Annotated in this window: 16 protein-coding genes; 14 read left to right on the forward strand and 2 right to left on the reverse strand. The window is 56.4% G+C overall.

The features are described 5' to 3' along the window. Positions 1–204: 204 nt before the first annotated feature. Positions 205–591 carry a cytochrome b562 gene (gene cybC, locus JK621_RS18875; RefSeq protein ID WP_212557175.1) on the forward strand — a complete coding sequence of 129 codons (387 nt, stop codon included), beginning with the start codon at positions 205–207 and terminating at the stop codon, positions 589–591. On the opposite strand, the gene JK621_RS18880 is transcribed toward cybC, so the two are convergent. Next, entirely contained in the window at positions 588–1,373 is a 786-nt protein-coding gene (locus JK621_RS18880; RefSeq protein ID WP_212557176.1) for an AraC family transcriptional regulator, read from the reverse strand. The two genes, cybC and JK621_RS18880, sit on opposite strands and share 4 nt — an antisense overlap. 274 nt (positions 1,374–1,647) lie before the next feature. On the opposite strand from JK621_RS18880, the gene JK621_RS18885 reads away from it, so the two are divergent. From JK621_RS18885 to JK621_RS18895, 3 genes are read left to right on the forward strand one after another with little or no spacing between them, the layout of a single operon-like run. Continuing rightward, positions 1,648–3,102, forward strand: a complete 1,455-nt coding sequence (locus JK621_RS18885; protein ID WP_212557177.1) for an FAD/NAD(P)-binding protein — start codon at positions 1,648–1,650, stop codon at positions 3,100–3,102. After that, positions 3,099–3,980, forward strand: a complete 882-nt coding sequence (locus JK621_RS18890) for a formyltransferase family protein (protein WP_212557178.1) — start codon at positions 3,099–3,101, stop codon at positions 3,978–3,980. Before JK621_RS18885 ends, JK621_RS18890 begins: the two co-directional genes overlap by 4 nt. Beyond that, positions 3,973–4,761 carry a sulfite exporter TauE/SafE family protein gene (locus JK621_RS18895; protein WP_212557179.1) on the forward strand — a complete coding sequence of 263 codons (789 nt, stop codon included), beginning with the start codon at positions 3,973–3,975 and terminating at the stop codon, positions 4,759–4,761. Before JK621_RS18890 ends, JK621_RS18895 begins: the two co-directional genes overlap by 8 nt. Positions 4,762–4,802: 41 nt before the next feature. Here JK621_RS18895 and rnk read toward each other — a convergent pair whose 3' ends face one another. Further along, positions 4,803–5,213, reverse strand: a complete 411-nt coding sequence (rnk, locus tag JK621_RS18900) for a nucleoside diphosphate kinase regulator (RefSeq protein WP_212557180.1) — start codon at positions 5,211–5,213, stop codon at positions 4,803–4,805. Positions 5,214–5,772: 559 nt separating this feature from the next. Between rnk and JK621_RS18905 the strand changes: the two genes are divergently transcribed. The 10 genes from JK621_RS18905 (at position 5,773) to JK621_RS18950 (ending at position 14,595) form a co-directional block, all read left to right on the forward strand. Further along, entirely contained in the window at positions 5,773–6,075 is a 303-nt protein-coding gene (locus tag JK621_RS18905; RefSeq protein ID WP_432761934.1) for a glycine dehydrogenase, read from the forward strand. Between the two features lie 35 nt (positions 6,076–6,110). Beyond that, a complete protein-coding gene (locus JK621_RS18910; RefSeq protein ID WP_013814687.1) occupies positions 6,111–6,476 on the forward strand; it encodes an SFCGS family glycine-rich protein in 366 nt (121 codons plus the stop codon). Further along, positions 6,476–6,772, forward strand: a complete 297-nt coding sequence (locus JK621_RS18915; protein ID WP_212557182.1) for a DUF4312 family protein — start codon at positions 6,476–6,478, stop codon at positions 6,770–6,772. The genes JK621_RS18910 and JK621_RS18915 overlap by 1 nt, the downstream gene beginning before the upstream one ends. A 30-nt stretch (positions 6,773–6,802) precedes the next feature. Next, positions 6,803–7,579, forward strand: a complete 777-nt coding sequence (locus JK621_RS18920) for a DUF4311 domain-containing protein (RefSeq protein WP_006317117.1) — start codon at positions 6,803–6,805, stop codon at positions 7,577–7,579. Between the two features lie 11 nt (positions 7,580–7,590). Beyond that, positions 7,591–8,241 (forward strand): DUF4310 family protein, encoded by a 651-nt coding sequence (locus tag JK621_RS18925; RefSeq protein WP_006317116.1) that lies wholly within the window; start codon positions 7,591–7,593, stop codon positions 8,239–8,241. Between the two features lie 68 nt (positions 8,242–8,309). Beyond that, entirely contained in the window at positions 8,310–9,449 is a 1,140-nt protein-coding gene (locus JK621_RS18930; protein ID WP_212557183.1) for an amidohydrolase/deacetylase family metallohydrolase, read from the forward strand. Then, positions 9,433–10,551: a DgaE family pyridoxal phosphate-dependent ammonia lyase gene (locus tag JK621_RS18935; RefSeq protein WP_212557184.1), complete on the forward strand. Its 1,119-nt coding sequence runs from the start codon at positions 9,433–9,435 to the stop codon at positions 10,549–10,551. Before JK621_RS18930 ends, JK621_RS18935 begins: the two co-directional genes overlap by 17 nt. Beyond that, positions 10,548–11,288, forward strand: coding sequence for a 2-dehydro-3-deoxy-phosphogluconate aldolase (gene dagF / locus JK621_RS18940; RefSeq protein ID WP_212557185.1), 741 nt, complete (start codon positions 10,548–10,550; stop codon positions 11,286–11,288). The genes JK621_RS18935 and dagF overlap by 4 nt, the downstream gene beginning before the upstream one ends. A gap of 123 nt (positions 11,289–11,411) precedes the next feature. Further along, positions 11,412–12,626 carry a lactonase family protein gene (locus JK621_RS18945; protein ID WP_212557186.1) on the forward strand — a complete coding sequence of 405 codons (1,215 nt, stop codon included), beginning with the start codon at positions 11,412–11,414 and terminating at the stop codon, positions 12,624–12,626. Positions 12,627–12,678: 52 nt separating this feature from the next. Then, positions 12,679–14,595, forward strand: a complete 1,917-nt coding sequence (locus tag JK621_RS18950; protein ID WP_212557187.1) for a BglG family transcription antiterminator — start codon at positions 12,679–12,681, stop codon at positions 14,593–14,595. The last annotated feature ends 175 nt before the right edge of the window (positions 14,596–14,770 follow it).

Here is a 14,770-nt window from a genome sequence, read left to right on the forward strand (position 1 = left end):
AAGGCTGGCCGCTCCGGTTGCCAGCCTTTCTCCTTTCCCCCCGTTATAACCTTGCTTACAAATCTCTTGTTCCGGTTTCCGGCGCCTTTGCCTATGTTTAGGTTGAACAAAAGCTTATACCCCATGAATGTCGAGTGGCGGCCAACAACGCGGCAACTTGAAAGGCGATGGGGAGATAAAATAATAACTGGAAGGTGAGCAAGCATGTCGAACAAACTGAAAGCATTGATGGCGTTGGCGCTGCTGGGTGCCAGTTCATTGGCGGTCGCAGCCGATCTGGGCGATGACATGGACACTATCGCCGGCAATTACAAAACGGTGCTGAGTACTGACTCAACGGACACCCTGAAGCAGAGCCTGCATAATATGCGTGCCGCCGCGCTGGATGCGAAGCAATCCACGCCGCCGAAGCTGGAGGGTAAAGCGGCCGACAGCCCGGAGATAAAAGATTTTCAGCATGGGCTGGACCAGCTTATCGGCCAGATAGACCAATCGCTGGCGCTGGCCAATCAGGGCAAGCTGGCTGAAGCCAAGCAGATCGCCCAGGGATTCAAGCAAACCCGCGACGTTAACCACAAGAAGTTCCGCTAAGCCTTTTCGCGCCGTTCCGATCCCAGATAGCAGGACGGCGCCTGTCCCAACACGCGGCGAAACATGGTGGCAAAAGCCGCGCTGCTTTCATACCCCAACTCCAGCGCGACCTGCGTTACGCTGCTGCCTTCCGTCAACTGCGCCAGCGCCAGCACTACGCAGGCCCGTTGTCGCCATTGTGAAAATGACATCCCCGTTTGCGCGCGAAAGAATCGGCTGAAGGAGCGGATGCTCATGTACAGGCGCGTGGCCCATTCCTGCGGCGAATCGTGCGCATTGGGCTGAAGCAGGAACAGCCGGCACAGCTCGCCCAGCCGCCGATCGGCGGGAAGAGGGATGTGCAGCGGCAGGGATTGCAGTTGGGCAAGTTCATGAAGCAGCAGGCAAACCAGCGCGCCGTCGCGGCCGTCCGGATCGTACTCCAGCGGCATATCCACCGCCGCCATCAACAGTTGGCGCATCAGCGGCGTAACGCTGACCACCTGACAAACCTGCGGCTGAGAGGCCGGCAGTGCGGCCGGTTCAATGTACAGGCTGCGGGTGGTGACGCCGACCATTCTCACTTCATGCGGTATCTGCGGCGGCAGCCACACCGCCCGCTGCGGCGGCACAATCCAGTTCCCCTGGTGGGTAAATACGTGCATTACGCCGGTGGCGCCATAGAGCAACTGAGCGCGGCGGTGGCGGTGCATGGGCAGTAAATGGCCCGACGGGTAGTCGGTGCCGATGGCAATCACCGACCTGGGCACATGGTCGATGTCATCAATGCGTACGTTGCGCATAATCCTTATCAGGGCAGTTTGGCCGAAATGCAATGATAGTTGGCCTTTCATATAAAGCAAGCCACTGGTCATCGCTCTACTATCAGGGCAGAAAAATAACGCTGCCTGGGTGGCGAGGTATTTTTATTGTTGATTAACCCCTTTTTAATTTAAACGCCGGGGCCGGGCGGGTTATCTCGTCTGCATCATACAAGAAGTTAATAAGGAATTATTTTATTCCAACACCTGAAGCAATAGTTCTTCTTTTAATGCTGTAACTATAAGGTGATATTTCATGTATAAGATCGGTGTGATTGGCGGTGGGGCGGCAGGCATTTCTTTTGCCTACAACTTTATCAAGAATAAGTCTGTTAATAATTGCAATAAGCGTCTTTCCCTGAAGGTGTTTGACAAGCAGGGGTTCAATGGCGGTATGGCCTACAGCAGCGATTTTGACAGCCATATTTTAAATATGACGCCAGAAAATATGTCGGCGGATATGTTTGACAGCGCGCATTTTTCCGATTGGATCTCGACGCATTTTCGGCGATACAGTAAAGACCGCTATCCACCGCGCTGGCTTTATAAAGAGTATCTCGATTTTATTCGCGACAGGGCGGTGTTTATGGCGGCTGCCAGCAACGTCACGCTGAATTTCGTGACCGCCGAAGTCGAGGAGATAGGTTCGCACCCTGGCGGATATCTGCTGACAACGGCCTGCGGGGCTGCGGAGCCGATGAATGCGGTAGTGCTGTGCTCGGGGCATAACGAGCCGGCGAGCCTCTACCCGGTCGACGGGGTGATTGCCTATCAGGCCAATCGGGATCTGCCCGCCATCAATCCTGCATCGGCAATCGGCGTGATTGGCTGTAGCCTGACGGCGATCGACGCCATTATTGAATTGATTGAGCGGGTGGGGGCGAGCAATATTTCCGCCCTGTCGCGTTCCGGGCTCTTCCCCAGCGTGCAGCCTGCGTTGATGCGTGCGCCACCGCCAGAATTCAGGCAGCGGCTGAGCTGCTTTGTCGCCGACAACAGCTATATTGATGCGCACCAGTGGGTTCAGGCGATTAACGCGGCGCTCGAAGAATATTACCCGGGGCAGGAACGGCTAACGGTGCTGTCTGCACTGGGCGCGGCCAGGGATTGCTATCGCGACCTGGCCGAAAGCCTGGATCGGGCGCGCTTTGCTCGTGAGCATATCTGTAGCTATCTGGCGGCGATTCACCCGGCCGTATGTGAAGCCTGGGTAAAAATGGATGAAAATAACCGACAAATCTTTATGCGCTTCTATAACTCTTCCTGGATGCGCAATCGGCACGCCATGCCATTAAAAAATGCCTATAAAATTATTACCGCGCTGGAGAGTCAACGTCTGCGCGCCTTTGGTGGGGTGGTAAATATAGAAAGAGAGGGCCAGGGATATAGAACGCTCTGCCACAATACGGAGGTGTATAGCCAATATTTGCTTAATTGCACCACCCCTTCATATCAACTGAAGTCAAGTCGACTAAATAAAAATCTGCTTCAGGGCGGCCTGGCGCAAGAAAATATCTTCGGTGGCGTAAAATGCAATCCATTTACGTTAAGAGTGTCGGATGAAAAAGGTAACGAGCAGGATCTTTACTCCCTTGGCGCCCCTGCCAAAGGCGACCTTTTTTATACTTCCGCGATGGAATCCATTACCCGGGATATCAGCAAAATAGTTTTCAATAACAGCATATTCAATGCAAAGAAGGCGGAAGCATGAAAAACGTAGCGCTATTTGTTGGCAACGATATATTTTCCTGGCTGGCCTGTCAGGATGTTATTAGCGCCTTAAACAAGGAATGCACCTTTAGGGTTTATTTTCCGCTGGCAAAAGCCGCCGGCCGGTTGCAGGAGCCTGAAGTTCGCCAGCTTGCGTTGTATGAACGTGCAGTGCTGAATGACTTCGTGTTCCCTTTTGTCAGCAGAAATGCCGACGCCTGCGAGGGCGCTTACCAGCCGCCGCAGGTATTCCTGGCCGGCGCAGGCGTCACGGCGCACCGTATTGCAGACATCAATGACGCTACTTTTATCAGCAGTCTGGGTGATGTGGACGCGGTGGTTTCTTTGCGCTGTTACCAGAAATTTTCCGCTGATTACGTCCGCGCCTTCAGCCGGCGCGGCAAGCTGCTGTGGAATCTGCATCCGGGCGACTTGCCGCATTACCGTGGCGTGATGACGCTGTTCCGCGCCATGATGAACGGCGAGAAAAACGGCGCGTTAACGTTGCACGAGATGGATGAACACTGGGATGCCGGGCCGGTGCTTGCCCGCTTGCCGGTCGAATTGCGTTATGAGCTGTCGTTCTTGGAAAACATGATGCTGGCGGGCATGCGGTCCGGTGCCTTTTTAGCGGGGCAACTCATGCGCGCGGGCGAACGCAAGTCTCTAATTGTCGAACGGCAGGGTAATTACCGCTATTGGGGATTTCCGGATGCGCTGACTCTGGCGCAGGCGGCGGAAGCCGGGATTGAGCTTATCGATCATGATGCCATTCGCCGGCATTATCTGGCGCTGTTTGTCGGCGACGAGTTCCATCCACTAGCCGGCCAGTTCTCTGCCGGTTTCGACGATTTCATCCGGGCGCATGGCCATGATTGAAACGTTGATTATTCTCGGTGCCGGTTTTATTACCGGCATCACCACCATCTTGTTCGGCTTTGGCGGCGGCTTTGTGGTGGTGCCCTTTGTCTATCATCTGGTGTCTTCCTCGGGCGAACAGCCGGGCCAGGCGATGCATATCGCCGTCGCGACCTCGACGGCGGTGATGATCCTCAATTCGGGTTACGCCACCCTAACCAACTGGCGTAGCGGCAACCTGCTGCGTGAAACCATCATCCCGCTGATCTTTTTCATCAGCATTGGCGCCGCGCTGGGCGCTTTTGCCTCCACGCTGCTGGCGGACAATGCGGTCAGGCTGCTGTTCGTGATTTATATGCTGGTGACGATTGCGGATTGTCTGTTCAGGCAGGGTTTTTTGGTCAAACCGGCGCGCGCGGCGCTGTCAAAGATGACGTTGTGGGTCGGTGGCCCACTGATTGGGGTGATCGCCACTATGCTCGGCGTGGGGGGAAGCGTGATGACGGTGCCTTTATTGCGTCGGCATGGCTATGAAATGAAGCACTGCGTCAGCGCGGCCAATCCCTTGTCGATTCCGGTCGCCGTCATCGGCGCACTGATGTATATCGGTTTGGGCTGGCAGGAAATGAGCGGGCCGCACTATCTCGGTTACGTCAACCTGACCATTCTTGGGCTGCTGGTGGCCGCCGGCATTGCGGGGATCGTCTTTGCCAAAAGGGCGCTGCCGAAGGTTAATGACAAGCTGCACGCCAGAGTTTACGTGCTGCTGCTGGTGGTGGTACTGATCGCCATCAGCCTGTAAGGCTCAGAAAGGGCGGTATGAACACCGCCCTGAATTACCGCTTAGCGGTGGTATTCACCTGCCGCTTCCGGCTGGTACAGCAGTTCCAGCACTTCGATCCGCGCTTCTTCGCCGTTCGGCAACTGCCAGGTAATCTGGTTGCCTACATGCATGCCCAGCAGCGCGGCGCCCAGCGGTGCCATCACTGACAGCTGCTCGTGGCTGTCCTTCAGCGAGGCCGGGTACACCAGCGTGCGCACGTGCTCTTCTGCGGTATGCAGATCGCGGAAACGCACGCGGCTGTTCATGGTCACCACGTTGGCCGGGATTTGGACCGGCGGCAGGATTTCGGCGCGATCCAGTTCGTCGTTCAGCGCGATGGCGACGTCGCTGTTGGCAAAGGCCGGTTGTTCCAATAGCGCATCCAGGCGTTCCGCATCCAGCTCATTAATAGTAATGGTTGGTTTGGTCATTCCACTCTCCAGTCAAATCAAAGGGCACCCGTTTTCGCGCCCATAAATTCGGAAAAACAGCACAAAAGCAACGCCCCCGCGCCAGAGGAACGGGGGCGTTGCAGATGTCGAATTGTCTTACCGATAGTAGGCGGTTAAGCGGTGAAAAGAAAGAGATCCCGATCACGAAGCTTTTCACCGCCGCAGGGAGAACGGGAAACCCGTTGTGGTGTTATCTTTCTGTAATTTAATTAAATTATCTTAAAAGCCCTTGTTTTGCGAAATGGATCCCTGCCAACCATTCAATTTCCACTTTAAACTGGAAAAAAAGCGGCTACACAGAAATTCTCCCCGGGGTTAGGGTAAGACATCAAAGAAAGCGGGAAATACCCGTCGCCTTTCAAGCTGCAGCGTTGTTGGCTGCTTTACAAGACCCACACGCTGACCGCCTGGCTGCGACTTGAAATTCATAGGGTATATTCAAGTGATGCATTGTGCGACTTACGAATAATGTTGGAACCTGGGGTATTGAAAAGTGAATGAAGGATCTGTTGCGAGAGAAAAAAATGAACGGTCTGACATCAGTGAGGCTGGGGCGATCACCGATCAGGTGCTGGCCGATATTACCGCCATGCTGAATGCAGAAGACATTTATACCAATGCGGTGCAGCAACAGATGCTGGAATCGCATATTCGCGCCATGGTACTGCGTTCAATCACCGGTGAGCCTTTGCCGGAAGTCGATAAATCGCTGTTTGACGAGATTTCAGAAGAGTCGATGAAAATGGCGCAACGGGTAGTCGATAAATTTTCGACGCTACCTATCGAAGAAGCCTATTTACTTTCAGTACATTTTGAAGTGGCAAGAGATAATAACCAATAGCATTTAACGCATTCATCTCATCAGGAGAAAATACCATGGGTCAAATTACCGTAGTGATTGGCGATCGTCTGGGCAAAGGCCAGAAAGTCGGCCAGGGCATTGAAACAGCAGGCGGAAAGGCCATCGTTATCCCTGGCGTAGCGGCGGATATGAAGCTGGGCGACGTAATGAAAGCGGAAGGTGCGCAACTGGGAATTTCTTTCTGCGGCAGCGGCGGCGCCGGGGCCATTACCGCGCAGACCAAATATGGCTACAAAGCCAAATACGGTATGCGCTCCATCGATGAAGGCGTGACGGCAATCAACGAAGGTTATACCGTGCTGGGTTTTGGCTTTATGGATAAAGAAGAACTGGGCCAAAAACTGGTGGAAGCCTACATCAAAAAACACGGCAACCCGTAATGAAAGAACAATATACCACATCGGTAAAGGTGGAGGGCAAGGGGGACAGCAAAGCGAAAGCTTTTGCTTCCGCCTTGGCTAATGTGCAGGGCACGGTATTAAAATCCACCAGCAATATTCTGCTGCGCATTGAACCGCAGGATGTCAGCGTATTAAAAGCGGAAGAGAAAATAACAAAAGAGAAATTTCTCTTTTTCTTTTTGCCTCGAGAAAGAAAAGTCTACACCGTGGCTCTGGAAATAACCGTGAACGTGACAATGATCAATACAGAAAAGGTTGTCTTCGTCACGAAATAAAAACGTTAGCATAAATCAAAGGGTATACTGATGTTTTTAATCATCTTATTTAAGTCGCTTATTATTGGCGGACTGGTGGGGGTTGGCGTAGGGGCCGGCGCCGCACGCATGTTCCATGCTCCGACGACGCAGGGCATGGGCGCCTTCCGTACACTGGGCGAGCTGAATTCCTGCGAAGGCGATCCGGCTTCCCACTTCTCATTCGGTCTGGGTTTCTTCTTCAACGCCTGGGCATCTTCCGTGGCGGCGGGTGCCTTCACGCAGGACGTTGACCACCGCATCATCCCTCATTGGGGCGCGGCAGCGTTGATGGTCAAGAACCGCAATCTGGCGCAAACGCTGCACGATCCGAAAAAAATGGCTATCGCCTGCGGCGTCATCGGCATGCTGGTGGTGGCGTTCCTCAATACCACCGCTTCCGCAGTGCCCGCTGCGTTGCAGGTTACCGCAATCAAAGTGCTGGTGCCGGCGGCCAACCTGCTGGTGAACACCGTGATGCCGGTGATCTTCTGGCTGGCGGCGATCGACGCCGGGCGTCGCTCCGGTTTCTGGGGCACCATTTTCGGCGGCCTGGCGCAGCTGATCATGGGTAACGCCGTGCCGGGTCTGGTGCTGGGTATCCTGATCGGTAAAGGCGTGGAAGAGAGCGGCTGGAACAAAATCACCAAGATCATGATGGCGGTGATCGTGCTGCTGTTCGTGCTGAGCGGTTTCTTCCGCGGCTTCGACATGAAAGTCCTCGAGTCCTTCAGCCTCGGCGTGCCGGGCTGGCTGGATACCATTCACAACACCCTGAGCGGTAAATAAGGAGCGGGACGATGGAAGAACAAACCCAAAAAGGCTTCTGGTACGCCGACTGGTCATTCCCGATTTTTGTCGGCCTGCTCTCGTCCGGCGTGTTCGCCGGGACGCACATGTACTACCTGTACGGCATAGGCGCGTTTAACGAAGTGGCTTTCGTTTCCATGCTGCGCGCCGGGATGGACACCGGCGTTTATGGCGCGGTGGCGGCGTTCGGCGCCAGCTTCCTGTTTGCGCGCATCATTGAAGGTTCGCTGGTGGGCATTCTGGACATCGGCGGTGCGATCCAGACCGGTGTGGGGCTGGGCGTTCCGGCGCTGCTGCTGGGCGCGGGGATTATTTTCCCGGTCGCCAATTTTGCCGCCTCGCTGGTGACCGGCCTGGTGATTGGCCTGGCGATTGGCTACCTGATCATTCTGGCGCGCAAATTTACCATCAACCAGAGCAATTCCACCTACGGCGCAGACGTGATGATGGGGGCAGGCAACTCCTCCGGCCGCTTCCTGGGGCCATTGATCATCCTGTCGGCGATGACCGCATCCATTCCGATTGGCGTAGGCTCGCTGCTTGGCGCGCTGCTGTTCTATATCTGGGGCAAGCCAATCACTGGCGGAGCGATCCTTGGCGCAATGCTGTTAGGGGCCATTTTCCCGGTAGCCATTGCTTAATCACCGTTCCAGAGCCGTGCGATAGTGGGGCGGTGCGCCGCCCCCTGCTGGAAAAGGAGTAGCGCAGTATGTATGACTTAGTAATCCGACGCGCCAGGTTGGCGGATGACCGGTTGGTCGATCTGGCGGTTCAGGGCGGCAAGATTGTCGACGTTGGGCAGTTGAGCGATGACGTCAGCGCCCGCAGGCAGCTGGATCTGGCGGGTAACTGCCGCCTGAGCGCCGGTTGGATCGACTCCCATGTGCACTGTTATCCCTCTTCGCCGATTTACCATGACGAACCGGATTTAGTGGGCGTAGCCAGCGGCGTGACCTCGGTGGTTGACGCCGGCAGCGCCGGCACCGACGACGTCGACGAGTTCTATGCCCTGACGCGCCGCGCCAAAACCAACGTGTTCGCTTTCCTGAATATCTCGCGCATCGGGCTGTTACGCCAAAATGAGCTGGCCGACCTGGCGGACATCGACCCGCCGACGGTGAAACAATCCATCGATGCGTACCCCGGTTTCATCATCGGCATCAAGGCGCGCATGAGCAGCAGCGTGGTGGGGCAAAACGGCATTGTGCCGCTGGTGCGCGCCAAACAGATACAGCAGGAAAACAACCGTTTGCCGCTGATGGTGCATATCGGCAATAACCCGCCGAATCTGGATGACATCGCCGATCTGCTGACCCGCGGCGACATCATTACCCACTGCTATAACGGCAAGCCGAACCGTATTCTGACCCCGGCGGGCACGCTGCGTGAGTCTATTCAGCGGGCGCTGAAACGCGGCGTGTTGCTCGACGTGGGCCACGGTACCGCCAGCTTCAGCTTTGACGTGGCGCGTCAGGCGATCGGGCTGGGCATTCTCCCGCACACCATCAGTTCCGATATTTACTGCCGCAACCGCATGGCCGGGCCGGTACACAGCCTGGCGACGGTGATGTCCAAATTCTTCAGCATTGGCCTGTCGCTGCCGCAGGTGATTGCCTGCGTGACGGAAAATGCTGCTTCGGCACTGCGCCTGACCAATAAAGGCCGGCTGGAGCCGGGTTATGACGCCGATTTTACCCTGTTCGATCTCCGCCAGGGGCCGCAGGTATTTGCCGACTCAGAAGGGCAATCGGTCGGCGGCGAACAGTTGTTGGTTCCGTTAGCTGCAGTGATTGCCGGGGAAATTCTATTAACCGACGAAGGGAAAGCCCATCATGTCTTCGATTTATGAAAAATATAATTTAAAACAAGTGATTAATACTTCCGGCCGTATGACCGTTCTCGGCGTATCTACCCCGAGCCAGGAGGTGATTGACGCTGTCGACTACGGCCTGAACCACTATTTTGAAATCAAGGATCTGGTTAACAAGACCGGTGCTTACATCGCCGATCTGCTGAATGTGGAAGATGCCGTGATCGTGTCCTGCGCCTCGGCGGGTATCGCCCAGTCGGTGGCGGCGGTGATCGTCAAAGACAACGCCAACCTGCTGGTGAACCTGCATTCGGCACCGATCACCGTACCGCGCGAGATTGTGTTGCCGCGCGGTCACAACGTGAACTTCGGCGCCCCGGTCGACACCATGGTTGCCCTCGGCGGCGGCAAGGTGGTTGAGGCGGGTTATGCCAACGAATGCTCCGCAGAGCAGCTCGAGGCCTGCATCACGCCGCAAACGGCGGCGATCCTGTACATCAAATCGCACCACTGCGTGCAGAAAAGCATTCTCTCCGTCGAGCAGGCAGCGGTCGTGGCGCGCAAGCACAACCTGCCGCTGATCGTCGACGCCGCCGCGGAAGAAGATCTGATGTGTTACTACCAGATGGGGGCCGATCTGGTGATCTACAGCGGCGCCAAGGCCATCGAAGGCCCGACCAGCGGCCTGGTTATCGGCAAAAAACAGTACGTCGAGTGGGTGAAGCTGCAGTCCGGCGGCATCGGCCGGGCGATGAAGGTCGGCAAAGAGGGCATCCTCGGCCTGACACAGGCGATTGAAAGCTACCTGACACGTGAAAAAACCACCGGTGAGCAGATGGTGGCGCGCATGACGCCGTTTATCACCAGCCTGAATTCGCTGACCGGCATCAGCGCCAAAACCGTCTGGGACAGCGCCGGCCGCGATATCGCCCGTGCTGAAATCACCTTTGACGAAGCGGTGCTGGGGCGCTCTACCACCGACATCGTCCAGGCGCTGAAAACCGGCGAGATCGCCATCTACTTCCGTGGCTACAAGGCCAATGAAGGCAAGATCGAAGTGGATGTGCGTAGCGTCGACGAGCAGCAACTGATGACCGTCTTTAGCTGTATTAAAAATCTGTTCACGGAGAAACAAGCATGAAGCTGCAGCCAAATTATTATCGCGACCGTCTGTGCCTGAACGTGCTGGCTGGTTCCAAAGGCAACGCACAGGACATCTACGCTGCGGCGGAAGGGCACGTGCTGGTTGGGGTTCTCTCCAGGAACTATCCGGACGTCGACAGCGCGGTGGCGGATATGCAGCACTATGCGCAACTGATCGAGAATGCGCTGTCGGTGGGCCTGGGAGCGGGCGATCCCAAACAGTCCGCGATGGTCAGCCTGATTGCCCAGCGCGTTCAGCCGCAGCACGTCAATCAGGTGTTTACCGGCGTGGGCACCAGCCGCGCGCTGCTGGGCCAGAGCGACAGCGTGGTGAACGGGCTGGTTTCTCCGACCGGTCGCGTCGGCTTTGTGAAGATCTCAACCGGCCCGCTGAGCGCTGCCGCGCCAGACGGCATCGTGCCGGTCGAGACGGCCATCGCCATGCTGAAAGATATGGGCGGCAGTTCCATCAAGTATTTCCCGATGGGCGGTCTGAAGTGCAAAGAAGAATACCAGTACGTGGCTAAAGCCTGCGCCGAGCATGATTTTATGCTGGAGCCGACTGGCGGCATCGATCTGGAAAACTTCGAGCCGATCGTCGAGATCGCGTTGGCCGCCGGCGTGAAGCGGATTATTCCGCATATTTACAGCTCCATTATCGATTCCGCCACCGGCGATACCCGCCCGCAGGATGTGAAAACCCTGCTGGCGATGAGCAAAAAGCTGGTGGGTTAAGCGCAGCCAACAACGCTGCAGCTTCAAGTAAGGAAGGTATATCGGATGACGTAAGGCAGGGAGGCTATAGGTTGTGTCTCTACGGGCGCGGTATACCGCGCCGTTACCTCTCTAAGGATAATTATGCGAAACTGGCAAACTTCCCCCTTACGTACTGCGCTAACTCTGGCGCTGCTGGCTATCGCCAGCCCGGCGCTGCATGCCGAGGATACAATGAACTCCACGTCATCTCATTTTGCTTATATCGGTACTTACAACCCCAACGGCGAAGGCGTTTACCGGGTGCAGGTCGATCCGGCCAGCGGCGCGCTGAGCGCTAAAACGTTGGTCAGCAACCAGCCTAATCCGGCGCAGCTGACTCTGGATGCCCAAGGGCGGACGCTGTATGTCGCCAGCGAAGTGGCCGATTTTAACGGCAGCAAGCACGGCGGTATCATCGCCTATCGCATCAACCCGGTTGATGGCGGGCTGACGCAGCTGAATCAGGTTGATTCTCAGGGGGCAGGGCCGGTTTATCTTTCCCTGACGCCGGACGGCCGCCATCTGCTGGTGGCGAACTACGTCAGCGGAAGCCTGGCGGTGTTCCCGGTTGAAAATGACGGTAAATTGGGCAACGCCAGTTCAGTACAACAGGATCAGGGGCCGGCAGGTGCGGGTAAACCGGCGGCGGCGGTGGAGGGCAGTTTTGCCGCCAGCGACCACAATGGCCCGCACGCGCATATGATCGCCAGCGATCCGAGCGGCAAGTTTGTGTTTTCTACCGATCTGGGGTTGGATCGCCTTTACCAGTGGCGCTTTGACGGCGCAAGCGGCCAGCTGTCGCCGAACGATCCGCCGTGGATCGCCGCCTCTTCCGCCGGTGCCGGCCCGCGTCACTTCGTGTTCCATCCGGACGGCAAGACGGTGCTGTTAGTGAACGAAGAGGCTTCGACGCTGACCAGCTACCGTTTCGACAGCCAAAAAGGTACTCTGAAACAATTACATGTCGTCTCTTCGCTGCCGGCCGATTATAAGGGCACCAGCTTTGCCTCGGGCTTGGTCCTGAGCGAGGACGGCAAGAATCTGTACGTCGCCAACCGGCTGCATAACAGCATCGCGCAGTTCAGCGTTGGCGCCGACGGCGAACTGAAGCCGGTGGCGGAGATCTGGACGCGCGGTGACTATCCGCGATCGTTGACGCTGAGCCCGGACGGGCATTATCTCTATGCGATGAATCAGCGCAGCGATAACGTCACCCGTTTCAGCCTGGACAAGGTCAGCGGCAAACTCAGCTTTGTCGAGGGCTATACGCCGGTGGGCAGCCCCTCGCAAATGGTGTTCCTGCCGGTGGCGAAGTAACTCGTTGCCCGCCTGATTTCCCCGGGCGGGCACCTTAATTGACGGAAAGAGAATGGTACGATTTCCCTACCCGCGTTTGGCCTATCTGTTCGATGCCTTGCAGTCCGAGACTTTGCCGCAGGATGAGCTGGCGAAGCGTTTTGCGGTATCCACCCGTACCGTGCGTGCCGACATCACCGCGTTGAACGATATTCTGGAAAAATACGGCGCTCGCTTTGTGCATAGCCGTGGGGCGGGCTATCGCCTGCAGGTGGACGATGCCGTGCTGTTCAGCGCTCTGCAGAATCGGGAGCGCAAAAAGCACGCCACGCCACGCAGTGCTCAGGAGCGGGTACACTATCTGCTGATTCGTTTTTTGACCTCAGCCTTTTCCCTGAAATTGGAAGATTTGGCCGATGAATGGTTTGTCAGCCGCGGAACGCTGCAAAACGACATGGCTGAGGTGAGAGAGCGCCTGGCGAACTACCAGTTAACCATTGAAACCAAACCTCGCTACGGCATGAAGCTGTTCGGCCCGGAGATGGCGATCCGCGCTTGCCTGACCGATCTGTTATTTCAACTGCATCTGGCCGATGCCGAGAACCCGTTGCTCAGCAATGAAATCCTGCTGCAACCGCAGGTGGCGACCTTCGCCGGGCTGCTGCATCCGCTGCTGTCGCAATATGCCATTCGCCTGACGGACGAAGGTGAGCAGTATTTGATTTTCTACTGTGCGGTGGCGCTGCGGCGCATCAGCGATGGCTACCCGCTGTCCGATTTTGACGTTGAAGACGGCGATGACGCGGTGCGCAAGGTTTCCACCTGGCTGGCGGGGGAACTGCGCAAGGCCAGCGGCAAAGAGGTGGCGATGGCGGAAGAGGCTTATTTAAGGGTGAATATTGCCGCGCGTCGGGTACAGGACGTGCAGCCGACCAGGATCAACGCCGACGACGAAGAAGCGCTGGTGGACTACATTCTGTCGTACATCAATGCACACTATAACTACAACCTGCAGGGTGATCGCCAACTGCGGGCTGACTTGCTCACCCATATCAAGACCATGATTACCCGGGTGAAATACCAGATTAATATTCCCAACCCGCTGTTGGCCAATATCAAACAACACTATCCGATGGCCTATGACGTGACGCTGGCGGCGGTATCGAGCTGGGGAAAATATACCCCTTACACCCTGAGCGAAAACGAAATCGGCTATCTGGTGCTGCATATCGGCGTTGGGTTGGAACGGCACTACAACATCGGCTACGAGCGCCATCCGCAGGTGATGCTGGTGTGCGATACCGGTAATTCAACGGTGCGCATGATCCAGGCGCAGATTGCACGCAAATACCCACAGCTGGTGATGACGCGCATCGTTTCGCTGCGCGATTATGAGGTGCTTGCTCATATCGACGAAGATTTTGTCATTTCCAACGCGCGGGTCAGCGAAAAGAACAAGCCGGTGGTGGTGATGTCGCCGTTTCCTACCGAATACCAGCTGGAGCAGCTGGGTAAACTGGTGCTGGTGGATCGGACCAAACCCTACATGCTGGAGAAGTTCTTCGACGCCGCGCATTTCAGGGTGGTGAACGAGCCGCTGACGCAGGCGGAGCTGTTCCGGAAAGTGTGCGTTCAACTGGAGCAGGAAGGGTACGTCGGCGACGATTTTTACCCGTCGGTAGTGGAGCGCGAAGCTATAGTATCGACCATGCTGGGTGAAGGCATTGCGCTACCGCACTCGTTGGGATTGCTGGCGAAAAAAACCGTGGTGATGACGCTGCTGGCGCCGCAGGGCGTGGTGTGGGGCGACGGTGAGATCGCCCACGTGATTTTCCTGCTGGCGATCAGCAAAAGCGACTACGAAGAGGCGATGGCGATTTACGATCTGTTCGTCACCTTTGTACGCGAGCGTTCGATGAGTCGTCTGTTGAGCAGCGATAATTTCGACAGCTTCAAGGCGGTGGCGCTGGACTGTTTGAGCCGGATTTAAGCCGTGCGAGCACCGGAAGGGGAGAATATCGCCGTCCATTTGCACAAGAAACAAGCCGGGGGGATTTACGGGGAATTATTGCGGAATCTGGAGTCCGGCTCGCAAAGTTGCGTGAAGCCTTATGGTGGGCATTGGGGTATGGCGGGTATTAACGCGCCACGAAAGGCGCGTTTAT

This window comes from Serratia plymuthica (assembly GCF_018336935.1).
Classification (GTDB): domain Bacteria; phylum Pseudomonadota; class Gammaproteobacteria; order Enterobacterales; family Enterobacteriaceae; genus Serratia; species Serratia plymuthica_B.

Excerpts from the sequence above, each read along its gene's own strand:
- cybC (WP_212557175.1), top strand. The coding sequence starts at position 205 with ATGTCGAACAAACTGAAAGCATTGATGGCGTTGGCGCTGCTGGGTGCC.
- JK621_RS18880 (WP_212557176.1), bottom strand. The coding sequence starts at position 1,373 with ATGCGCAACGTACGCATTGATGACATCGACCATGTGCCCAGGTCGGTG.
- JK621_RS18885 (WP_212557177.1), top strand. The coding sequence starts at position 1,648 with ATGTATAAGATCGGTGTGATTGGCGGTGGGGCGGCAGGCATTTCTTTT.
- JK621_RS18890 (WP_212557178.1), top strand. The coding sequence starts at position 3,099 with ATGAAAAACGTAGCGCTATTTGTTGGCAACGATATATTTTCCTGGCTG.
- JK621_RS18895 (WP_212557179.1), top strand. The coding sequence starts at position 3,973 with ATGATTGAAACGTTGATTATTCTCGGTGCCGGTTTTATTACCGGCATC.
- rnk (WP_212557180.1), bottom strand. The coding sequence starts at position 5,213 with ATGACCAAACCAACCATTACTATTAATGAGCTGGATGCGGAACGCCTG.
- JK621_RS18910 (WP_013814687.1), top strand. The coding sequence starts at position 6,111 with ATGGGTCAAATTACCGTAGTGATTGGCGATCGTCTGGGCAAAGGCCAG.
- JK621_RS18915 (WP_212557182.1), top strand. The coding sequence starts at position 6,476 with ATGAAAGAACAATATACCACATCGGTAAAGGTGGAGGGCAAGGGGGAC.
- JK621_RS18920 (WP_006317117.1), top strand. The coding sequence starts at position 6,803 with ATGTTTTTAATCATCTTATTTAAGTCGCTTATTATTGGCGGACTGGTG.
- JK621_RS18925 (WP_006317116.1), top strand. The coding sequence starts at position 7,591 with ATGGAAGAACAAACCCAAAAAGGCTTCTGGTACGCCGACTGGTCATTC.
- JK621_RS18930 (WP_212557183.1), top strand. The coding sequence starts at position 8,310 with ATGTATGACTTAGTAATCCGACGCGCCAGGTTGGCGGATGACCGGTTG.
- JK621_RS18935 (WP_212557184.1), top strand. The coding sequence starts at position 9,433 with ATGTCTTCGATTTATGAAAAATATAATTTAAAACAAGTGATTAATACT.
- dagF (WP_212557185.1), top strand. The coding sequence starts at position 10,548 with ATGAAGCTGCAGCCAAATTATTATCGCGACCGTCTGTGCCTGAACGTG.
- JK621_RS18945 (WP_212557186.1), top strand. The coding sequence starts at position 11,412 with ATGCGAAACTGGCAAACTTCCCCCTTACGTACTGCGCTAACTCTGGCG.
- JK621_RS18950 (WP_212557187.1), top strand. The coding sequence starts at position 12,679 with ATGGTACGATTTCCCTACCCGCGTTTGGCCTATCTGTTCGATGCCTTG.